A 21,112-nucleotide genomic window follows, 5' to 3' on the forward strand; every position below is an offset into this window, starting at 1 on the left:
CCAGCGCCAGGACGACCACCAGCACCAGTACGACCCACACCCACGTGCTCACGACGCCGCCCTCCCGAGACCAGCCGTCCGCCTACCCCTGGACCGTACCCGCAGGGACCGACGCCCCGGCCGTCCACCGTCCGCCGCTCCAGCCGTCCGCCGCCCCGGCCCGACCTGCCGCCGCTCCGACCTACCGCCGCTCCGTCCGCCGACCTGCCGCCGCCCCGACCTACCGCCGCCCCGGCCGTCCGCCGCCCGCCGCCCCGGCCGTCCGTCCGGCCTCGCTCCGGTCGCCCCCCGGCCTTCCCTCCTGCCCGGAACCGAACCCTCCGGCGCACGCACCCCCGTACCGGTGAAGCCTCGGGTGAGTTCCCCCACAACGGCGCCCTGCGGAGGAGCGACCAGCCAGTTCGCGCTTTACGCTCAACTGACCGCACGGCCCCCCGATCCCTCCTCCGCGCCCCATCCGGCGGGGGACTTCAAGCCCTCGGAGGTTACCGCTCCATGAAGCTCACCGTCGTCGGCTGCTCAGGGTCGTTCCCGTCCGCGGACTCGGCCTGCTCGAGCTATCTCGTCGAGGCCGACGGCTTCCGGCTGCTCCTCGACATGGGCAACGGAGCCCTCGGCGAGCTGCAGCGCCACTGCGGTCTCTACGACCTCGACGCCGTGATCCTCAGCCATCTGCACGCCGATCACTGCATCGACATGTGCGCGTACTTCGTCGCCCGCTACTACCGCTTCGAGGGCGGACGGGCCTCCGCCATCCCGGTCTACGGCCCGGAGGGCACCGAGCAGCGGCTGTCCACCGCGTACGACGACGTGCCGAGCGAGAAGTCCATGAGCGAGGTCTTCGACTTCCGCACCCTCAAGCCCGGCACGTTCGACATCGGCCCGTTCTCCGTGCGCACCGACGAGGTCAGCCACCCGGTCGAGGCGTACGGCTTCCGCATCGAGCACCGCGGCAAGGTGCTGACGTACTCCGGTGACACCGGGCCCTGTGAGGCGCTGGGCGGGCTCGCCGAGGGTGCCGACCTCTTCCTCTGCGAGTCGTCGTTCACCGACGGCAAGGAGGACGTGCCGGACCTGCATCTCAACGGCCGTCAGGCGGGGGAGCAGGCGCGGGACGCGCGGGTCGGGCGGTTGGTGCTCACGCACATCCCGCCGTGGACGGACCCCTCGGCGAACCTCCGCGACGCGGGCAAGGCCTTCGACGGCCCGGTCGAACTGGCCCGGCCCCGGGCGGTGTACGAGTTGTAGGGCCACCTCGGCGGCCGGCGGGCCGCTCCGGGGAGCACGACGGCGAACGGTTCGGTTCCGCCTCGGTGCGAGCCCGTCCGGGACACCGGACGACGCAGAACCCGGGCACCGGACGACGCAGAACCGGTGGCACCGGACGACGCAGAAGCAGAGCAGTCCTCTGGAATATTCTTCCTCCCGTGGCGGGGGATCACAGTGACCCACATCTGGCTCGCGCCGCGCTTTACGGAACCAGGGGAGACCACGGGTCGGGGGACGGCCCGGTGATGCTTCCGCCGAACCGTTGATCGGGGAGAGAGTGGACGGGCAAGCCGGGTACGACCTGTCGGGGAGTGGCGCGGAGCCGCTGGAGGGGGAGGATCCACGGCGGATCGGGCCGATCCCGTTGCTGGGCCGGCTGGGCACCGGCGGGATGGGCCGGGTCTATCTCGGGGTGCACGAGGGGCGGTTCGCGGCGGTCAAGCAGTTGCTGCCGTCGTTCGCCGCCGAGGACAAGGACTTCCTGCGGCGGTTCGGGCACGAGCTGGACAACCTCGGGCGGTTGCCGGAGGGGGCGACCGCCCCGTTGCTCGCGGGAGACCGTGACGCCCGGCCGCCGTGGTTCGCGACGGCCTACGTGCCGGGGCTGACCCTGGCCGAGGCACTGGAGGTGCACGGCGGGCCGCTGCCGGTCGAGGCGTTGTGGTTCCTGCTGCGGGAGGCGGCGGCGGGGCTGGCCGCCGTGCACGGCCTCGACATGGTGCACCGGGACGTCAAGCCGTCCAACGTGATGCTGACGTCGCACGGTGTCACCCTGATCGACTTCGGGGTGGCGCGGGCGGCCGAGCAGAGCAAGCTGACACGGACCGGGATGGTGATCGGCACTCCGGCCTACATGTCGCCCGAGCAGGCCTCGGGCCGGCCGGTGTCGACGGGTGCGGTGGACGTGTTCGCGCTCGGCTCGGTGATGGCGTACGCCGCCACGGGCACTCCGCCCTTCGGGGACGAGGCGGGTCTCGGGACGCTGTTCCGCATCGTGCACGAGGCCCCAGACCTGGCCGGGCTGCGGTCCCTCGACGGCGAACTGGCCGATGTAGTCGCGGCCTGTCTGGACAAGGACCCGGAGGGCCGGCCCACCGCCGCCGAACTGGTGGAGTCCGCGGGGCGGCACGGACCGTTCACCCGGCCGGTGTGGCCCGGGGCGGTCAGCGGCCCGCTGGCTGAGCGGGCGGCCTTCGTCGCACACGTTCCCGACGCCACGGAACTGCCCGTACCGCAGGAGCCGGAGCCCTCGGAGCCCACGGAGCCCTCGGCACCCGCCCCGGTGGTCGCCGGCGGACGTCCGGAGAAGCGTGAGCGGCGCCGTCGTACGAGGATGCTGGCCGTCGTGATCCCGGTGGTCGTGACGGGGGCGACGCTCAGCTTCACGCTGCTCCCGAACGTGCTGGACAAGCCGGGTGACGACTCCGGTGCGCTGCCCGCGGTCTCCGGGCCGGCCACCGCGTCCGGAACCGCGGACCCCACGGCCTCCGACGGCGCCTCGGCGAGCCCGGACGCCTCCGATTCCGGTGACCCCGACGACCGGGACAAGGACAAGGACAAGTCGAAGGACAAGGAGAACGACGAGGGGGACCGGGACGCCGGGGCGGGGTCCGGCGGGAGCGGTGATGCCGGCTCCGGAAGCGGTTCGGACTCCGGGGACTCCTCCGGCTCGGGCGACGGCTCGGGCTCCGGCAGTGGTTCCGGTTCCAGCGGGGTGACGTCCGGGGCGGGCGGGTCCGGCGACGGCGGCTCCGACGACGGAGGCGCCGGGTCCGGCAGCTTCATGCTGAAGAACGGTTCGAGCGGCAAGTGCCTGGCCGTCGGAGGCTATCCGTCCGTCGACGACGCCGCCTGCTCCGGCGAGTCCGCCGTCTGGCGCTTCCGGAGCACCTCGGGCGGCGCGTTCAGGATGCTCAACGTGGGGGCGGGCCGGTGCATGTGGTCCAGAAGCCAGAACGCCTGGGTCAATCACGGGCCCTGCGGCTCCGGCGCGGGGGAGGAGTGGCGGGAGGGGCCGAACGGCTCACTCCGGAGCGTGACCACGGGCGGCTGCCTCGACCTCAACACCCGGGCGTCCCGGATCGGGCTGACCACCACGACCTGCACCGGCTCCTCCTCGCAGCGGTGGACCAGGATCTGAGGGCGCACCGCCGCCCGGACCGGGCCGGCGGAGCCCTCGGGCTCCGCCGGCCCCGGGGCCGGGGACAACCGCCGCCGGGCGGTGTCGCTCCGTGTGACGCGCGTTCCTACGCCTTCGTCAGATCCTCGACCTCTTCCTCCGGTTCGCGTCCCGGAGTGGTCAGGTTGAACTTGGCGATCGCGAAGCGGAACACGGCGTAGTAGACGGCCGCGAACACCAGGCCGACCGGGATGATCAGCCATGGTTTCGTCGCGAGATGCCAGTTCAGCAGGTAGTCGATCGCACCCGCGGAGAAGGTGAAGCCGTGGTGCGCGCCGAGCGCCCAGGTCACCGCCATGGACAGCGCGGTCAGCACCGCGTGCACCGCGTACAGCAGCGGGGCGATGAACATGAACGAGAACTCGATCGGCTCGGTGATGCCGGTGACGAACGAGGTCAGGGCGAGCGACAGCATCATGCCGAGCACGGCCTTGCGGCGCTCGGGGCGGGCGGCGTGCGCGATGGCGAGAGCCGCGGCGGGCAGCCCGAACATCATGATCGGGAAGAAGCCGGTCATGAACTGGCCCGCGGTCGGGTCGCCCGCGAAGAAGCGGTTGATGTCGCCGTGCACGGCCGTGCCCGCGTCGTTGAAGGAGCCGAGTTCGAACCAGGCGACGGTGTTCACGAACTGGTGCATGCCGATCGGGATCAGCGCGCGGTTGATCAGGCCGTAGAGCCCGGCGCCCGCGGCGCCCAGCCCGGTCATCCACTCGCCGAACGCGTGGATGCCCTCCCCGATCGGGCCCCAGATCAGGCCGAACACCACACCGAACAGCGTGCCGACGAAGGCCATGATGATCGGCACCAGGCGGCGGCCGTTGAAGAAGCCGAGCCAGTCGACCAGCTTCGTACGGTGGTACCGCTGCCACAGAATGGCGGAGAGCAGACCCATCAGGATGCCGCCGAGGACGCCCGGGTCGTGGTAGACGGCGGCGGCGTCCTCACCGGCCTTGACCTGAGCCTCGCTGACCGGGAAGGCGGTCAGCACGTTCTTGTAGACCAGGAAGCCGACGAGCGCGGCCAGCGCGGTGGAGCCGTCGGCCTTCTTCGCGAAGCCGATGGCCACGCCTATGCAGAACAGCAGCGGCAGGTTGTCGAAGATCGCGCCACCGGCGGAGGCGAAGACGGCCGCGACCTTGTCCCAGCCCAGCCCGTCCGCGCCGAACACGTCCGGCTGGCCGAGACGGAGCAGGATGCCCGCGGCGGGCAGAACGGCGATCGGCAGCTGGAGGCTGCGGCCGACCTTCTGGAGACCCTGGAACAGGCCGGCGCCCCGCTTCTTTGCGGGGGCCGCGTTCTCGGTCGTCGTACTCATGGGGTTCCTATTCGGGGTCTACGGGCCTGGGGAGAGGGCCCGGCGGGGAATGGACCGGTACCGTGGTCTACACCACCCAGTGGTTTAGACCTGTTCTAACACGGTGAGGGCAGCCCGAGGAACCCCGTACCGCCCTCCCCGGGTCACAAGTGTGCATAGCTCGGCGATGGCTCCACGAACGTCACGGACGGTTCCGGGAACGGCTTCGCGGACCGCTCCGGGAACAGCTGCGGGAATGCAGCGAAAGGCCCCCGAACCCGTCCGGATTCGGGGGCCTTGGCGCGGTGGCCGAGGAGCGCGTGGGGCCTCAGGGCCGGGTGGGGTCCTTCTCCACCTCTCGCTCCAGCTCCTCCGGTTCGCGCCCCGGCGTCGGGATGTCGAACTTCGTGATCACGAAGCGGAAGACCACGTAGTAGAGCACCGCGAAGCAGGCCCCGATCGGGATGATCAGCCACGGTTTGGTCGCCAGATGCCAGTTGACGACGTAGTCGATCAGCCCGGCGGAGAAGCTGAAGCCCGCGTGCACACCCAGCGCCCAGGTCACCGCCATCGACAGCCCGGTGAGCAGCGCGTGCAGGCCGTACAGCACCGGTGCGACGAACATGAACGAGAACTCGATCGGCTCCGTCACGCCCGTGACGAGCGACGTCAGCGCCACCGACAGCATCATGCCCGTCACCGCCTTGCGGCGCTCGGGGCGGGCGCAGTGCGCGATGGCGAGGGCCGCGGCGGGCAGCCCGAACATCATGATCGGGAAGAAGCCCGACATGAACTGCCCCGCGTCCGGGTCGCCCGCGAAATAGCGCGTCAGGTCACCCTGGACGGTCTTCCCCTCCGACTCGAACTCGCCCGCCTGGAACCAGAAGAAGGTGTTCAGGAACTGGTGCATGCCGATCGGGATCAGCAGCCGGTTCGCGACCCCGAACAGACCGGCTCCCCACGCGCCCAGCCCGATGAGCTGCCGGGCGAACCAGGTCAGGCCGTCGCCCACCGGGTCCCACAGCAGCCCGAACAGCACGCCGAGAACCGTGCAGAGGAAGGCCATGATGATCGGTACGAGGCGGCGGCCGTTGAAGAAGCCGAGCCAGTCGACCAGCTTCGTACGGTGGTAGCGCTGCCAGACCACGGCCGTCAGCAGTCCGATCAGGATGCCGCCCAGCACCCCCGGATTCTGCGGCTCTCCCTCCGGCAGGTCCGCCGTGACGGACCCCTCGACCGGAAAGGCCGTCAGGATGTTGTGATACACGAGGAACCCGACGACGGCCGCCAGCGCCGTGGAGCCGTCGGCCTTCTTCGCGAAGCCGATCGCGACCCCGATGCAGAACAGCAGCGGCAGCCCGAAGGCGCCGTCCAGGATCGCCGTGCCGCCCGTCAGCAGGACCTGGGTCGCCTTCTCCCAGAAGGCGCCGCTCGCGTACGCGTCGAGCAGATTGCCCAGGCTCACCAGCAGACCGGCGGCGGGCAGCACCGCGATCGGCAGTTGCAGGCTCCGGCCGATCTTCTGGAGCCCCTGGAACAGCCCGGACGTCCACTTCTTCCGTGGCCGCCGGTCCGCGGCCGTCGCCTCCGAACTCATCGCCGTCCTCCGCTCGCTGTCCCGCTCCGGGGCCGGTCCGGGGCCCGGGCCCGGCCGGTGTCCCGCTCGGGGCGCCCGGCCCGGATGCCGGTCCGGGACACGGCCCGGCCGGCGGTTCGGACCGCGGCTCCGCGCCGTCCCGCACCGTGCCCCGCGCCGTCCCGCGCCTTCCGGTTCGCCCGGGACTTGGTCCGCGCGGCATACTGGTGTAGACCAGTCGCCGACGCGCGTGGTGTGCCGCACCCTCCGGAACGGCACCGGTGCTCGCCATCCTTCGCCAGATGGCGCACACCTGCCCGGGAAAGTGGGCCAAACGTGCGTTAGCGTGTGAAACCGGCCGACGATGCGCGGCGGACCCCCACCCGGGCCGGTCCGGGAGCGAGCCGACGCCGGCGTGCCGGGAAATGCGTGCCGACAAAGCAGGAGTGGACATGGCCAGCAAGGCTGAGAAGATCGTCGCCGGTCTCGGCGGGCTCGACAACATCGAAGAGGTCGAGGGCTGCATCACCCGCCTCCGCACCGAGGTCTCCGACCCCTCCCTGGTCGACGAGGCCGCGCTCAAGGCCGCCGGCGCGCACGGCGTCGTGAAGATGGGCACCGCGATCCAGGTCGTCATCGGCACCGACGCCGACCCGATCGCCGCCGACATCGAAGACATGATGTGACCCGCACCCCCTGAAACGAACCCCACCCCCACCCCTGGTGCGCCGCCCCCGGACCACCGCGCGCACCGCCACGGCCGAAGGCCCCGCCCCGCGCTTGCCCGCCGGAGCGGGGCCTTCGCTCCACCCGCGGGACGGGCCCCGCGCCCGCCCCGTACCGACCGATAGGGTCGGGGCATGCCTGAGAATGAGGGAGTTCGCACCGACGGCCGCACCCCCGGCCAACTCCGCCCCGTGCACATCGAACGCGGCTGGAGCAAGCACGCCGAGGGGTCCGTCCTGATCTCCTTCGGCGACACCAAGGTCTTCTGCACCGCCAGCGTCACCGAAGGCGTCCCCCGCTGGCGCAAGGGCAGCGGAGAGGGCTGGGTCACCGCCGAATACTCCATGCTGCCGCGCTCCACCAACACCCGCGGCGACCGCGAGGCCGTACGCGGCAAGATCGGCGGCCGCACCCACGAGATCTCCCGCCTCATCGGCCGCTCGCTGCGCGCCGTCATCGACTTCAAGGCCCTCGGCGAGAACACCGTCGTCCTCGACTGCGACGTCCTCCAGGCCGACGGCGGCACCCGCACCGCCGCCATCACCGGCGCCTACGTCGCCCTCGCCGACGCCATCTCCTGGGCCCAGTCCAAGAAACTCGTCAAGCACGGCCGCAAGCCGCTGACCGGCACCGTGTCCGCCGTCAGCGTCGGCATCGTCGGCGGCGTGCCGCTGCTCGACCTCTGCTACGAAGAAGACGTCACCGCCGAGACCGACATGAACGTCGTCTGCACCGGCGACGGCCGCTTCGTCGAGGTCCAGGGCACCGCCGAGGGCGAACCCTTCGCCCGCGAGGAGCTGAACAGCCTGCTCGACCTGGCCGTCACCGGCTGCGCCGAACTGGACGCCGCCCAGCGCGCGGCCCTCGCCACGGCCCTCTGACGGGCTCCGGCCGGCCACCGGCCGTCCGGAGCCGGCCCCGGACCGCCACGGCCGGAAACCGGTCGCCCCCGGGGGCGGCCGCCGGACGTCCTCGGCCGGATCGGGCTGCGGCCGTTCTCGGCCGGTTCGGTCCCCGGCCGTCGGCCGTACTCCGCCGGCCGTACTCCGCCGGCTTCCGGATGGGCACGCGGGGGAAGCCGCTCGGGTCTCAACCCGAGCGGCCCCTCCATGCGTTAATACAGATACGGACGCGCGGGACCTCCGCGCGCTCGCACACCTGGGGAGGGACCCGCTCATGGCTCCGCGTACGGCCTCGCGCCGCCGACGTACCACCGCCGCCACCACCCTGGCCGCCGCGGTCATCGCCGTACCGCTGATGACCGGATGCAGCGCCGTCGAGAAAGCCCTGGACTGCGCGTCGGCCGCCGCCACCATCACCGAGGCCGCCGCCGACCTGCAACAGGCCGCCGCCGACGCCGCCGAGAACCCGGCCGATGCCACCGAGGCACTCGACCGCATCGACCAGAACCTCGACACCCTCGGCGACAAGACCGACAACGCCGACATCGGCAAGGCCGTCGAAGACCTCAACGAGGGCGTACGGAACGCCCGGGACGCCGTCAACGACGGCAAGACCCCGGACGTCGGCCCCGTCACCGACGCCGCCGCCGAACTCAGCAAGGTCTGCTCCCCGGGCTGACCGGACCACCTCCGGCGCGGGGCCGGCATACGGGAAACCACCCGGCTCCGCGGCCCGGCCACCGCACCCGCCACCCGCCCGCTCCGCCCGTCGCACCAGGCCGGCGGCGTTCCGCACACACGGTGCCGGGCCGGTCACCCGGCCTTCGGGGAGGAGGCAGCCGTCCGGCCCGGCAGAACGGAGAGCGGCCACCCGGGAGGGCCCGGAAGCGGAGCGTGCGGACCAGGCGGGATAATCGGGCCCATGACGCGCCTGATCCTCGCCACCCGCAACGCCCACAAGGTCACCGAGCTCCGCGCGATCCTGGCCGGCGCCGGGCTCGACGTCGAGCTGGTCGGCGCCGACGCCTATCCGGAGGTGCCCGACGTCAAGGAGACCGGAGTCACCTTCGCCGAGAACGCCCTCCTCAAGGCGCACGCCCTGGCCGACGCCACCGGCCACCCTGCCGTCGCCGACGACTCCGGCCTCTGCGTCGACGTCCTCGGCGGCGCGCCCGGCATCTTCTCCGCCCGCTGGGCCGGCCGGCACGGCGACGACAAGGCCAACCTCGACCTGCTGCTGGCCCAGCTCGCCGACATCGCCGACGAGCACCGGGGCGCGTACTTCGCGTGCGCCGCCGCCCTGGCCCTGCCGGACGGCACCGAGCGGGTGGTCGAGGGCCGCCTGACCGGCACCCTCCGCCACACCCCGGCGGGCGAGGGCGGCTTCGGCTACGACCCGGTCCTCCAGCCCGACGGCGAGACGCGTACCTGCGCGGAACTGACCGCGGCGGAGAAGAACGCCATCAGCCACCGCGGAGAGGCCTTCCGCGCCCTGGCCCCGCTGGTCCGGGAACTGCTGGGCTGAGAGACAGGAAAAGGCCCGGCCGCGGGGAGCGACCGGGCCTTCCTGTGTGTGCGGCCGGTGGGACTCGAACCCACACGGGATTTCTCCCACGGCGACCTAAACGCCGCGCTTCTAACCAATTTAGCCACGGCCGCGAGCCGGTCGTCATGATACTGCGTCGCTCTCGGCCGAGTCATGGCCACGTCCGGGTGCATGGCGTCCGCCGCCCCGGCACCAGGTGCTCGTGATCGCATGGCAGTTCGGACACAGCAGACGGAGATTCTCGGCGCGGTCGTCCCGCCAGTCACCGTTGATGTGGTCGATCTCCAGCGTCATCGGGCGTCCGCGCCACTCGGGGCCCGTGCCGCACTCGGCACACCGCTCCGCTCTGCCGGTCGCCAGCAGGGCCCGCCTCAGCAGCGCCGTCCTGGTGCGGTGCCCGTCGTCACGCTGCACCAGGATTTCCTCCGGCCTCCTCACCGGCGTGGGTCCGGGCCGCCCCCGCTGATGGGCCTGCCCGAGGAAGTGCGCTGTGCTGACGCCGTCCTCGGCCACCCAGCGGCGGAACCGCGCCCGGCCCGATCCGCTTTCGGGCAGTCCCAGTCGCCGTAGCGCGCCGGCGACGGACACGGACCCGGCGACGGCCCGCCGCAGCTCCTCCGCTCGGGGACGCCGGACACCGAGGCGTCCCCGGGGCTCGCGCATGTGGGACACATCGATGCCGAAGTGGTCGAACCGGCGGAAGAGGTGGCGGCGCAGTTTGCCGTACGGCCGGACGCCGAGGAAAGCGATGACCTCGTCGATGTCCGAGCACTCGGTGGCGGCCGCGGACAGGGCTTCGCGGGTGTAGCGGGTGGGTGTGCCGCGGCCGCTCATGACGTCACGGTCCCCGGAGCGCGTGGTGCGCGAAGCGCTGCCCTGCCCTTGTTCCTGCCACGGTAGGTGTCGGTCGCGGAATGGCAGTTGGGGCAGAGCAGACGCAGGTTCTCCAGGCGGTTGTTCCACCATCTGCCGTCGATGTGGTCCACTTCGAGCGGCAGGGGCCGCCCGCGCCACACCGGTTCGGTGCCGCAGAGGGCACAGCCGTCCCTCCGGCCCGCCTCCAGCATCAGCCGCTTGAGGCGGTCGCTGTGCACCCGGCGGGTTTGGCCGGGGCCCTGCTCGACCAGGATTTCTGCCGCCGTGCGGCGACGGCCGCGCGGCGCGGGGACGCCCGCCGGCCGCCCGGTGAAGTGCGACGTGTCGATACCGAGCGCCCGCACCCGGCGGCTGATGTGCGTGTGGTTGCCTCCGACGGTTTCGAGGCCGAGCCGCCGCAGGACCTCGTTCATGTTCGCCGAGGCCGTCACCGCGGCCTCGAGGACCTCCTTGGTCCAGCGGGCTCCCTCCCGAGCGAAGTGGGAGGTGTCGATGCCCATCGATCTCATCCGGTCGTGCAGATAGCGGCGGCTCGGGCCTTTCGGGTCCACGCCCAGCTTCAGCAACGCCTCGGACAGCGTGCGCGACGAGTCCGCCGCTGCGGCGAGGCGAGCGCGGGTGTACCGGCTCGGTGGCATGACGATCCCCCCGTTCCTCCAGTCGTTCGACCGTCTGTCGCGGTCTCGAACTGGACAACGAGGGGATCGGCCGCCCGGTTACGCCACCCGGGCGGCGGAAACTCGGCGGTGGCGCGCCCGGCAGGTGTGCGGGCGGCCGGGGCGCGCGGTCAGAAGCGGGGTTCCTGGGCCTGGGACTTGACCAGGTTGACCGCTTCCTCCTTCGTCGCCACCGACGGCGGCGAGCCGGTCAGCGGTTTCTGGGCGGTCTCCTTCATGAAGGCGACCGCGACGATGCCGACCAGGGCCGCCGCCATCGAGTAGTAGGCGGGCATCATGTCGCTGCCCGTGGCGCTGATCAGGGCGGTGATCACCAGCGGGGTGGTGCCGCCGAAGATCGACGCGGAGAGGTTGTAGCCGATCGACAGGGAGCCGTAGCGGACGTCGGTCGGGAACAGCGCCGGGAGGGCCGCGGACATGGTGCCGAGGAGGCAGACCAGGGAGAGGCCGAGCATGCCCATGCCGGCGACGACGGCGATCACGCTGCCCTGCTTGACCAGCAGGAAGGAGGGGATGGAGAGGAGGAAGAAGCCGCCCATGCCGGTCATCAGGAGCGGCTTGCGGCCGAAGCGGTCGTTGAGGTGGCCGACCTGGGTGATGACGGACATCAGCACGGCCATGGTGCCGAGCAGGATCAGCAGGCTGTGCGTGTCGTCGTAGTCCAGCTCGTCGGTGAGGTACGTCGGCATGTACGACAGCAGCATGTAGTCGGTGATGTTGTACGCGCCGACGAGGCAGATGCAGAGGATGAGCGTCGGCCACTGCTGGGTGAAGATCCGGCTGACGTCCTTCTGCGGGGCGTTCTCCGAGAGGTGGGCGTAGCTCTGCTCGGCCTGCTCGGGGGTGACCTCGGCCTCGGAGTGGACGTGGGTCTTCTCGGCCTCGAGTTTCTGGAAGGCCGGGGTCTCGTCGAGCTTCATTCGGAGGTAGAGGCCGATGAGGCCGAGCGGGCCGCCGATGAGGAACGGGATGCGCCAGCCCCAGTCCTCCATGGTGGGCTGGCCGAGCCAGCCGGTGAGGACGGCGACGAGTCCGGCTGCGGCGATGTATCCGGCGAGGGTGCCGAATTCGAGGAAGCTGCCGAAGAAGCCGCGCTTCTTGTCGGGCGCGTATTCGGCGATGAAGGTGGACGCGCCGCCGTATTCGCCGCCGGTGGAGAAGCCCTGTACGAGGCGGCAGAGGATCAGCAGGACCGGGGCCCAGAGGCCGATGGTGGCGTAGCTGGGGATGAGGCCGACGCAGAAGGTGCCGGCCGCCATCAGCATCATGGTGGCGGCCAGCACCTTCTTGCGGCCGATGCGGTCGCCGAGGGGGCCGAAGAAGGTGCCGCCGAGGGGGCGGACCAGGAAGGCGACGGCGAAGGTGGCGAAGGAGGAGAGCAGCTGGGTGGTGTCGCTGCCGCCGGGGAAGAAGACCTTGCCGATGGTGACGGCGAGATAGCTGTAGATCCCGAAGTCGAACCATTCCATGGCGTTGCCGAGCGCGGCGGCTTTGACGGCCCGTTTGACGACCCGCTCGTCCGTCACCGTGATGTCGGTCCGGCGCAGTGGCGGGTTGAGCCGCCGCTGCATGGCACGGAAGAGGTTGGGGTGCCTCTTCCGTGCTTCCGGATCGGGGTCGGCTTCGGAGTTGCTGGCCGGCATGGCTCGGTTCCTCTCGCTCACAGATAATGCAGTCGGAACGCCTGCACAAAACTTCGCCGGGTAAACCGAAGACCCAGGGATCTGGGACTTTAATCACAGCATGCGGCTTTTGCGCACGGCCGGCTCGGTGCGTTCCGCCGGGCGGGTCAGCCGGAGCGGGTCAGCCGGTGCGGGTCCACAGGAGCGGGTCCCCAGGAGCCGGTCAGCCGGCCGTGATCGACAGGTCCTTGATCAGCTTGGCGACGTGGCCGGTCGCCTTGACGTTGTAGAGGGCCCGCTCGACCTTGCCGTTCTCGTCGACGACGACGGTGGAGCGGATGACGCCGGTGACGGTCTTGCCGTAGAGCTTCTTCTCGCCGAAGGCGCCGTACGCCTCGAGGACCGACTTGTCGGGGTCGCCGAGGAGGGTGACACCGAGGTTCTCCTTCTCGCGGAACTTGGCGAGCTTCTCGGGCTTGTCGGGGGAGACGCCGATGACGTCGTAACCGGCTCCGGCCAGGAGTTCGAGGTTGTCGGTGAAGTCGCAGGCCTGCTTGGTGCAGCCGGGCGTGAGGGCGGCCGGGTAGAAGTAGACGATGACCTTGCGGCCCGCGTGGTCGGCGAGGGAGACCTGCTTGCCGTCGGCGTCGGGCAGGGTGAAGGCCGGGGCGGTGTCGCCGGGCTGGAGTCGCTCGCTCATGGGTTCTCCTCGCTTGGGTGCGGACCGCCTCGCGGTGCGGACTGCTGTCCGGGGCGGGCCGCGGTTTTCGGGTGCGTAGCAGAGATTAGCCGTGGCGATCCCGCCGCCGCGGGGGTGCCGTGGGGCAAGCCGGGGCACGAGCTGACAGACTGTCCACCATCGCCGTTGCGCGGGGCCGGTCAGGGCATACGGACCGTACGCAGCGGGAGGTACGACATTCGAGACGACGGAGGCAGCGCGGTGTCGGAAGCCGAAGCCAGGACCCCGGCGCAGATCGAGGCGGACATCGCCCGCAGGCGCCAGGAGCTCGCCGTGACGCTCGACGAGATCGCGGTGCGGGTGCACCCGAAGACGATCGTCGGCGACGCGAAGGCGAAGGCCGCGTCGGCCGTCGACCGTACGGCGGGCCGCGCCTATGTGGCGGTGAACCGCGCGGTGACCGATGTCCGGAGCCAGTTCGTGGCGGAGGACGGGTCGCCGAGGCTGGAGCGGATCGTGCCCGTGGCGGTGGCCGCGGCCGCCGTGGTGGGGCTGCTGACGGTGGTGGCGGGGCGGCGGGATTCCGCCCCGTCGGGCCGCGGGCGTTTCCGGCGCGGCTGAGCCGCCCGGGCGTGGCTGGTCCCCCGGGCCGCGCGGCCGGGGCGGGCCCCGGAAGGCTCCGGTACCGGCTTTCTTGAAGGGGCGGGTCCGTTCCGGGGGTTCCGGCACGGGCTCTCCGCCGAGGGCCCGCGTTCGGCCCGGGAGGGCCCGGATCCGGTTTTCGGAGAGGCCCCCGGGTCCGCTTCTCCGAGAGGCCCGGTACCGGATTCTCCGAGAGGCCCCGACGCCGGTCCGCCGTGGGAATCGGGCGCCGCTCAGGGGAGGTCCGGGTCCGTCCCGGAGTTTCCCGGCGCGGGCCCTCCGGAAAGCCTCGGGCCCGGTCCTCCGGGAAACCCGGGTCCGGTCGGCGGCGTCCCTCCGGGGAACCCGGGTCCGGTCGGCGGCGTCCCTCCGGGAAACCCGGGTCCGGTCGGCGGCGCTCCTCCGTGACCGCTGCCCCTGTGACCGCTCCCCGTGAGGCCGCCCCCGTGAAGCCGCGGGTCCGCCGGGCCGGGTACCGTCGTGGCGTGAGCCAGAACGCTACGCATGACAAGCTTCCCATCCGCATGCTGCACGACCGGGTGCTGGTCCGGACCGACATCCCGGAGGGCGAGCGCCGTTCGAGCGGCGGCATCGTGATCCCGGCGACGGCGGCGGTCGGCCGCCGGCTGGACTGGGCCGAGGTGGTGGCGGTGGGGCAGAACGTCCGCACCGTCGAGCCGGGGGACCGGGTGCTGTACGACCCGGAGGACCGGGCGGAGGTCGAGGTCCGCGGGGTGGCGTACGTGCTGATGCGGGAGCGGGATCTGCACGCGGTCGCGGCGGAGCGGCTGGAGGGCTCGGAGGACTCGACGGGCCTGTATCTGTGAGGTCCGCGGGCGTCTGACGCCGGTGTCGTGAGGGTGGTGACGGCCGTCACCACCCTCTTTCGTGTCTTTTGCTAGCGTGGGGACATCCCGACGAGACGCGCCGTACCGGGTCACGCAAAGACGACGCACCCCCTGAGAGAACACGTTCCCGGAGGTGTCGTCATGGCCTGGATTCTGCTGCTGGTGGCCGGTCTGCTGGAGGTCGGTTGGTCGGTGGGGCTCGCTTACACGCAGGGTTTCACCCGGTTGTGGCCGAGCGTGGTCACGGTGGCGGGGATGGCGGCGAGCATGTTCCTGCTGGCGCAGGCGGTGCGGACGCTGCCGGTCGGCACGGCGTACGGGGTGTGGGTCGGCATCGGCGCGGCCGGTGCGGCGGTCTACGGCATGGTGGTGCTCGGCGAGCCGGCGACCGCCGCCCGGATCTTCTTCATCGCGCTGCTGCTGGTGGCCGTGGTCGGGCTGAAGGCGACCTCGGGCCACTGAGCCCGCCGTGCCCCCGCTCTCTCCGCCGTGAGGTCATCCCCCGCGCGGCCCCGGGGGTTCGCTGGGTCCGCCGTCGTCGCCGCCGATGTCCCCGCCGCCGGTGTCGCCTCCCGTGTCGCCGCCCCCGGTGTCCGCCCCGCCGTCGGTGCCCCCGTCGTCCCCGCCGCCGGTGTCGCCCCCGGTGTCGCCGCCCCCGGTGTCCGTGCCGCCGTCGTCGCCGGGCGGTTCGGTGGTGCCGGGGTCGGTGGGTTCGTCGGTGCCGGGCTCCTCCGGCTCCTCGGGTGCGCCGGTCCCGTCCTCGTCGCCGGTGGTGCCGCCGGTCGCGTCCGGGTCGCCGGGCTCCGCGGAGCCGCCGGGGTCGGGGCGGTCGGCGCCCTCCATGATGTCGAGGTCGAAGTCCTCGGCGGGGCTGCCCTCCAGGGCGGCGGCGGTGTACTGGCCCCAGATCTGCGCGGGGTAGCCGCCGCCGTTGATCCGGGCCATGCCGGTCGCCCCGTACAGGGGTTTCTGCACGCCGGTCTTCGAGTCCTGGCCCATCACCGCGACGACGGTCGCCAGGTCGGGGGTGTAGCCGGCGAACCAGGCGGCGCGGTCCTCCTCGGCGGTGCCCGTCTTGCCCGCGGCCGGCCGGCCCGCGGAGCCGGCGGCGGTGCCGGTGCCGCTCTCGACGACGCCGCGCAGCACGTCGGTGGTGGTGTCGGCGGCCTCCCGGCTGATGGCCTGCTCGGACTTGCGCTTCGGCAGGTCGACCTTCTCCTCGCCGCGGGTGATCTCGGTGACGAGGACGTGGTCGCTGTGCTCGCCGTGGTTGGCGAGGGTGGCGTACGCCTCGGCCATGTCGAGCGGGCTGGCGGTGGCGACGCCGAGGGCCACGGACGGGTCGGGCGTGAGGTCCGGGGTCTCCTTCGGGACGCCGAGGTCGACGGCGGTGTCGCGGACCTCGGTGGGGCCGACGTCCTGGGCCAGCTGGGCGTAGACGGCGTTCACGGACTTGTCGGTGGCCTCGCTGACGGTGATCCGGCCGTACGAGCGGTCGTCCTCGTTCTCGGGCTGGTAGCCGGTGGGGCCGCCGTCGCCCTGGACCATGCGGCCGCTGGTGCCGTCGTACACGGTGTTCGGGGTGATGGGGCGGCCGTCGAGGGTGGTGGAGTCGTTCTCCACGGCGGCGGCGAGCACGAACGGTTTGAAGGTGGAGCCGACCTGGTAGTCGCGGCGGGTGGCGTTGTTGACGTATTGCTCGGTGTAGTCGACGCCGCCGTAGAGGGCGACCACCTTGCCCGTCTCCGGGTCGACGGAGGCGCCTCCCGCGCGAACGTACTTGTCGGTCTCGCGCTCCTTTTTGTCGAGCTTGGACAGCAACTGTTCGTCGACGGCTTCGACGAAGGCGTTCTGCCGCTTCTTGTCGATGGTCGTGGTGATGCGGTGGCCGCCGGCGGCGAGCGTCTGCTCGTCGAGGATGCCGCGGCCGGTGATGTGGTTCTTGACCGCCTCGACGAGGTAGCCGCGCTGGCCGCTCATGCCGGAGGAGGGCCGGCCGTCGACGGGGTCGGGGAAGGTCATCCGGTCGCGTTCGGCCTGGCTGAGCCAGCCTTCCTTGACCATGCCGTCGAGGACGTAGCCCCAGCGGTCGTGGGCGCGCTCCTCGTTCTCCGGGTGGACGGCGACGTCGTAGTAGCCGGGGGCGTTGAGCAGGGCGGCGAGATAGGCGCCCTCGGCGGTGGTGAGGTCCTCGACGTGCTTCTTGTAGTAGGCGTGCGCGGCGGCCTGGATGCCGTAGGCGTGGCGGCCGAAGTAGCTGGTGTTGAGATAGCCCTCGAGGATCTCGTCCTTGCTCTTCTCGCGGTCGAGTTTGATCGCGATGAAGAATTCCTTGGCCTTGCGGGTGACGGTCTGCTCCTGCGCCAGGTAGTAGTTCTTGACGTACTGCTGGGTGATGGTGGAGCCGGACTGCTTGCCCTTGCCGGTGACGGTGTTCCAGGCGCCGCGGATCATGGCCTGCGGGTCGACGGCGGACTCGGTGTGGAAGTCGCGGTCCTCGGCGGAGAGAACGGCGTTGCGGACGCGCTCGGGGACGCGTTCGAGGCTGACGTTCTCCCGGTTGATGTCGCCGTCCGTGGCGAGCTGGGAGCCGTCGGAGTAGAGGTAGACATTGCCCTGCTGGAGGGCGGCGGCGTTGGCGGGCGGGATGTCGACCAGCAGATAGCCCGCCACGATGCCGCCGCTGACGAGGAGGACGAACAGCAGCGCCGCGCCGAGCACCATCCGCCAGGTGGGCACGAACCTGCGCAGCCCGGTGCGCCGGGGACGCCGTGGCTCGTCGTCCTCCCGGGGCTCCCAACCGGGCTCTTCCTGCTGTCGCGGCTCGTCGCTCATATGTCCAGGGACTCCTCGGGCGCCGCGAATGGTTGTGCGGCGTCGTGCTGGCGGGCTGGCGTTCATCCGACTTACGTCACACAGGAAACTGTCGCATCATCAGTCCCGCGCCACGCGTCTGGCACGCACCTCTGATGCCCCGGTCACGGGCCGAATAGCCCTCACCCGCCACTCCCCGGGGTGACCGGCCGGGACAAAATCATTCGCGGCGCGTCCTCCGCACGGGCTAGGGTCGTGCGCTTTCGGACCGTCCGGAGCGGGCGGCACGGCAACTGCACGGTTCCGGCACGGAACGGCCACGGAACCGGCGCGGGAACAGCGGGGAGGGGACGGACGGATGCGGCTGTACGCGGCCGTCGCCGTGAGCACGTTCCGGCGGTACACGACCTACCGGGTGGCGACCGCCGCGGGCGTCTTCACGAACACCGTGTTCGGCTTCATCCTCGCCTACACGTACATCGCGCTCTGGGAGCAGCGGGAGGGCCTGGGCGGCTACGACCTGCCGGAGGCGCTGACGTACGTCTGGATGGGCCAGGCGCTGCTGATGACGATGGCGATGATGGGCGGCGGCTTCGAGGACGAACTGATCGAACGCATCCGTACGGGTGACGTCGCCGTCGACCTCTACCGGCCGGCCGACCTCCAGCTCTGGTGGCTCGCCTCCGACCTGGGGCGGGCGGCCTTCCACATCCTGGGGCGCGGCGTGCTGCCGATGCTGGCCGGCGCTCTGGCCTTCGAGCTGGCGGTCCCCCGGGACCCGCTGGTCTGGGCGGCGACTCTGGGCGCGGTGCTGCTCGGGGTGGTCGTCAGCTTCGCGATCCGCTATCTCGTGGTGCTCTCGGCCTTCTGGCTGCTGGACGGGCAGGGCGTGTCGCAGATCGTGGCGCTGGCCGGGATGTTCTTCTCCGGGATGCTGCTGCCGCTGACGGTCTTCCCGGGCCTGCTCGGAACGGTCGCGCAGGCCCTGCCGTGGGCGTCGGCGCTCCAGATCCCGGCGGACGTCTTCCTCGGCAAGTACCCGGGCGCGGAGCTGGCCGGGGCGTACGCGTTCCAGGGCGGCTGGGCGCTGGCGCTGCTGGCGGCGGGCCGGGCGCTGCAGTCGGTGGCGACGCGGAAGGTGGTGGTCCAGGGTGGCTGAGGCGGCCGGCGTCCGCACGGAACGCCCGGGACGGGGACCGGCCGGTGCCCCCGCGGACCCCACCGGACCCGGTGACCGGGGCGCCGAACCGTGGCGCTGGGTCACGGGCCTGCGGGCGTACGGGCTCATCGTCGCGATGTGGGTGCGCTCGGCCATGGCGTACCGGGTGTCCTTCGTCCTCACGGCGCTCGGCAACTTCTCGGTGACGGCACTCGACTTCGTCGCGATCCTGCTGATGTTCGCGCACGTCGACGCGCTCGGCGGCTACACGCTGCCCGAGATCGCCTTCCTCTACGGCACCTCGGGCGTCGCGTTCGGCCTGGCCGACCTGGCGCTCGGCAGCATGGACCGGCTCGGCCGGCGGGTCCGCGACGGCACCCTGGACACCATGCTGGTCCGTCCCGCCCCGATGCTGGCGCAGGTCGCCGCCGACCGCTTCGCGCTGCGCCGCGTCGGCCGGGTCGCGCAGGGCCTGCTGGTGCTGATCTGGGCGCTGGCCGCGCTGGACGTCGACTGGACACCGGTGAAACTGGTGCTGCTGCCGGTGATGCTGCTGAGCGGCGGTGTCATCTTCACGGCGGTCTTCGTGGCGGGCGGCGCCTTCCAGTTCTGGGCGCAGGACGCGTCGCAGGTGCAGAACTCGTTCACGTACGGCGGCGCCACCCTGCTCCAGTACCCGCCGACCGTCTTCGCCCGGGACCTGGTGCGCGGGGTGACCTTCGTCGTCCCGCTGGCCTTCGTCAACTGGCTGCCGGCGCTGCACATCCTCGGCCGCGAGGATCCGCTGGGCCTTCCCGGCTGGGTGGACTTCCTGCCGCCGGTGGTGGCGCTGGTGTGCTGTGCCCTGGCGGGCCTGGTGTGGCGGGCGGGGCTGCGGTCGTACCGGAGTACGGGGAGCTGAGCCGTCAGTCCGTGCCGGGGCCGCCGCGGCGGGCCTCCGGCGCGGCGGCCGGGTCCGGCTCCGGGGCGGTCGGCGGCGCGGCTGCCGGGTCCGGCTCGCGGCCCGGTTCGGGGACGGTTCCCCGGCCGGGTGCCGGGCTCGTGCCGGGGCGGGGTTCCTGGTCCGGTTCCGGGCTCGTGCCGTGGCCGGATCCCTCGTCCGGTCCCGGGGTTTCGTGCCACTGCGGGACCTCGCTCCATTCGTCGAAGGAGCGTGCCACGAGGACATCGGTGGAGGAGTGGGCGATCACGGACAGCACGATGGTCAGCGCCACCAGATGGAAGATCTTGTCGGCCTCGGCGATGCCGGACTCCAGGACCAGCAGGGCGTAGACGACGGACGCGAAGCCCTTGGGGCCGAACCACATCGCGGCCAGCTGCTCGCGTCGCGACAGGCGGGAGCGCAGAAACGCGACGGCCAGGGCCGCGGGCCGGACCACGACCAGGGCGAGCACCGCGAAGACCCAGCCCTGCCAGGGGATGTCGCCGAGGAACTCCAGCGAGATCAGCGCCCCGAAGACGAGCAGGGCGGCGAGCTTCAGCAGTTCGGCCACCAGCTCGCCGAACTTGTCGAACGCCTTGCGCTGCGCGGGTCCGAAGGTCGCCACGGTGACGCCCGCGGCGAACGCGGCGAGGAAGAGATTGCCGTGCACGGCCTGCGCCAGCCCCAGCACCACCAGCCCGATGGCGAAGGCGTTCAGCGGCTCGTACGCGGTGGAGGCGGCGAAGTAGCGGCTCTTCTCCAGCCTGATGGCGAGCCAGGGCACGCCCACCCCGATCGCCACGCCGAGGGCGAGTTCCAGGGCGAGGTCGTCCAGGTGCAGGTCCCCGGAGCCCTGGGAGACGGCCAGGAAGAGGATGACGAACGGCAGGGCCAGACCGTCGTTGACGCCCGACTCCACGTTCAGCAGGTGGCGCAGGCGCGCGGGCACCTTGTCGTTGCCGACCAGGGCGGCGGCGAAGACGGGGTCGGTGGGGGCCAGCACCGCGCCGATCAGCAGGGACTCGGGCCAGGGCAGGCCGACGACGTAGTGGGCGAGGAGCGCGGTGACGCCCAGGGTGAGGGGCAGGCCCCAGCCCAGTGCCCGGCCGGGTAGCCGCCAGGCGGAGCGCAGGTCGGACCAGCCGGCGTGCATGCCGTCGGTGAACAGCACCGCGAACAGGGCCAGTTCGGCGAGCACGCCGAGAATGGGCGAGTCCGGGTGCAGGTGCAGCACCCCCGTGGTCTCCTCGCCCAGCAGGAATCCGGCGACCAGGAAGAGCGCCGCGGTCGACAGGACGGTGCGGTGGGCCAGGCTCGACACCAGTACGGCGAGCAGCAGCACCAGGGCGAAGGCGAGCAGCACGGAGGATCACCCTTCGGA

General features: G+C 71.8%; 19 protein-coding genes, 1 tRNA gene and 1 riboswitch. Of the genes, 11 read left to right on the forward strand and 9 right to left on the reverse strand.

Annotation, left to right across the window (positions count from 1 at the left end):
- Window positions 1-495: 495 nt before the first annotated feature.
- Both GCU69_RS04040 and GCU69_RS04045 read left to right on the forward strand, forming a co-directional pair.
- On the forward strand, window positions 496-1,248 hold the full coding sequence (locus GCU69_RS04040; RefSeq protein ID WP_098752086.1) for an MBL fold metallo-hydrolase: 753 nt from the start codon (window positions 496-498) through the stop codon (window positions 1,246-1,248).
- A gap of 298 nt (window positions 1,249-1,546) precedes the next feature.
- Window positions 1,547-3,409, forward strand: a complete 1,863-nt coding sequence (locus GCU69_RS04045; protein ID WP_156205140.1) for a serine/threonine-protein kinase — start codon at window positions 1,547-1,549, stop codon at window positions 3,407-3,409.
- Window positions 3,410-3,515: 106 nt separating this feature from the next.
- Here the strand turns inward: GCU69_RS04045 and GCU69_RS04050 are convergent, their stop codons facing one another.
- Both GCU69_RS04050 and GCU69_RS04055 read right to left on the reverse strand, forming a co-directional pair.
- Window positions 3,516-4,763, reverse strand: coding sequence for a PTS transporter subunit EIIC (locus tag GCU69_RS04050; RefSeq protein ID WP_098752084.1), 1,248 nt, complete (start codon window positions 4,761-4,763; stop codon window positions 3,516-3,518).
- Window positions 4,764-5,070: 307 nt separating this feature from the next.
- Window positions 5,071-6,339, reverse strand: a complete 1,269-nt coding sequence (locus GCU69_RS04055) for a PTS transporter subunit EIIC (protein ID WP_098752087.1) — start codon at window positions 6,337-6,339, stop codon at window positions 5,071-5,073.
- A gap of 404 nt (window positions 6,340-6,743) precedes the next feature.
- On the opposite strand from GCU69_RS04055, the gene GCU69_RS04060 reads away from it, so the two are divergent.
- The 4 genes from GCU69_RS04060 (at window position 6,744) to rdgB (ending at window position 9,471) form a co-directional block, all read left to right on the forward strand.
- Complete coding sequence (locus tag GCU69_RS04060; protein ID WP_098752083.1) at window positions 6,744-7,004, forward strand: glucose PTS transporter subunit EIIB; 261 nt, start codon at window positions 6,744-6,746, stop codon at window positions 7,002-7,004.
- A gap of 174 nt (window positions 7,005-7,178) precedes the next feature.
- Entirely contained in the window at window positions 7,179-7,925 is a 747-nt protein-coding gene (rph, locus tag GCU69_RS04065) for a ribonuclease PH (RefSeq protein WP_098752081.1), read from the forward strand.
- Window positions 7,926-8,220: 295 nt separating this feature from the next.
- Window positions 8,221-8,625 (forward strand): hypothetical protein, encoded by a 405-nt coding sequence (locus GCU69_RS04070; protein WP_098752080.1) that lies wholly within the window; start codon window positions 8,221-8,223, stop codon window positions 8,623-8,625.
- 243 nt (window positions 8,626-8,868) lie between these two features.
- Window positions 8,869-9,471 carry an RdgB/HAM1 family non-canonical purine NTP pyrophosphatase gene (gene rdgB, locus GCU69_RS04075; protein ID WP_156205141.1) on the forward strand — a complete coding sequence of 201 codons (603 nt, stop codon included), beginning with the start codon at window positions 8,869-8,871 and terminating at the stop codon, window positions 9,469-9,471.
- Between the two features lie 49 nt (window positions 9,472-9,520).
- Here rdgB and GCU69_RS04080 read toward each other — a convergent pair.
- The 5 genes from GCU69_RS04080 to bcp all read right to left on the reverse strand — a co-directional run bounded on the left by GCU69_RS04080 (window position 9,521) and on the right by bcp (window position 13,367).
- A tRNA-Leu gene (locus GCU69_RS04080) sits at window positions 9,521-9,605 on the reverse strand.
- A 10-nt stretch (window positions 9,606-9,615) separates the two neighbouring features.
- Window positions 9,616-10,326 (reverse strand): HNH endonuclease signature motif containing protein, encoded by a 711-nt coding sequence (locus tag GCU69_RS04085; protein ID WP_156205142.1) that lies wholly within the window; start codon window positions 10,324-10,326, stop codon window positions 9,616-9,618.
- Window positions 10,323-11,006 (reverse strand): HNH endonuclease signature motif containing protein, encoded by a 684-nt coding sequence (locus tag GCU69_RS04090; protein WP_156205143.1) that lies wholly within the window; start codon window positions 11,004-11,006, stop codon window positions 10,323-10,325. The genes GCU69_RS04085 and GCU69_RS04090 overlap by 4 nt, the downstream gene beginning before the upstream one ends.
- A gap of 149 nt (window positions 11,007-11,155) precedes the next feature.
- Window positions 11,156-12,688, reverse strand: a complete 1,533-nt coding sequence (proP, locus tag GCU69_RS04095) for a glycine betaine/L-proline transporter ProP (RefSeq protein WP_156205144.1) — start codon at window positions 12,686-12,688, stop codon at window positions 11,156-11,158.
- Between the two features lie 202 nt (window positions 12,689-12,890).
- Window positions 12,891-13,367, reverse strand: coding sequence for a thioredoxin-dependent thiol peroxidase (gene bcp, locus GCU69_RS04100; protein ID WP_098752075.1), 477 nt, complete (start codon window positions 13,365-13,367; stop codon window positions 12,891-12,893).
- A gap of 240 nt (window positions 13,368-13,607) precedes the next feature.
- Here bcp and GCU69_RS04105 point away from each other — a divergent pair, with 240 nt between their 5' ends.
- The 3 genes from GCU69_RS04105 (at window position 13,608) to sugE (ending at window position 15,298) form a co-directional block, all read left to right on the forward strand.
- Window positions 13,608-13,967, forward strand: coding sequence for a DUF3618 domain-containing protein (locus GCU69_RS04105; RefSeq protein ID WP_098752074.1), 360 nt, complete (start codon window positions 13,608-13,610; stop codon window positions 13,965-13,967).
- A gap of 506 nt (window positions 13,968-14,473) precedes the next feature.
- Entirely contained in the window at window positions 14,474-14,815 is a 342-nt protein-coding gene (locus GCU69_RS04110; protein WP_098752073.1) for a GroES family chaperonin, read from the forward strand.
- A 58-nt stretch (window positions 14,816-14,873) separates the two neighbouring features.
- Window positions 14,874-14,945: riboswitch (guanidine-III (ykkC-III) riboswitch) on the forward strand.
- Window positions 14,946-14,977: 32 nt separating this feature from the next.
- Window positions 14,978-15,298 carry a quaternary ammonium compound efflux SMR transporter SugE gene (gene sugE, locus GCU69_RS04115; RefSeq protein WP_098752072.1) on the forward strand — a complete coding sequence of 107 codons (321 nt, stop codon included), beginning with the start codon at window positions 14,978-14,980 and terminating at the stop codon, window positions 15,296-15,298.
- A gap of 33 nt (window positions 15,299-15,331) precedes the next feature.
- Here the strand turns inward: sugE and GCU69_RS04120 are convergent, their stop codons facing one another.
- Window positions 15,332-17,671 (reverse strand): transglycosylase domain-containing protein, encoded by a 2,340-nt coding sequence (locus GCU69_RS04120; RefSeq protein WP_156205145.1) that lies wholly within the window; start codon window positions 17,669-17,671, stop codon window positions 15,332-15,334.
- 337 nt (window positions 17,672-18,008) lie between these two features.
- Here GCU69_RS04120 and GCU69_RS04125 point away from each other — a divergent pair, with 337 nt between their 5' ends.
- Both GCU69_RS04125 and GCU69_RS04130 read left to right on the forward strand, forming a co-directional pair.
- Window positions 18,009-18,809 (forward strand): ABC transporter permease, encoded by an 801-nt coding sequence (locus GCU69_RS04125; protein ID WP_156205146.1) that lies wholly within the window; start codon window positions 18,009-18,011, stop codon window positions 18,807-18,809.
- Complete coding sequence (locus GCU69_RS04130; RefSeq protein WP_408055758.1) at window positions 18,802-19,710, forward strand: ABC transporter permease; 909 nt, start codon at window positions 18,802-18,804, stop codon at window positions 19,708-19,710. Before GCU69_RS04125 ends, GCU69_RS04130 begins: the two co-directional genes overlap by 8 nt.
- Window positions 19,711-19,714: 4 nt before the next feature.
- Here GCU69_RS04130 and GCU69_RS04135 read toward each other — a convergent pair whose 3' ends face one another.
- The gene (locus tag GCU69_RS04135; protein WP_156205147.1) at window positions 19,715-21,094 is read right to left on the reverse strand and encodes a cation:proton antiporter; all 1,380 of its coding nucleotides are present in this window, start codon (window positions 21,092-21,094) and stop codon (window positions 19,715-19,717) included.
- Window positions 21,095-21,112: the final 18 nt, after the last annotated feature.

Source organism: Streptomyces lycii (assembly GCF_009735685.1).
GTDB classification, from domain to species: Bacteria; Actinomycetota; Actinomycetes; order Streptomycetales; family Streptomycetaceae; genus Streptomyces; species Streptomyces lycii.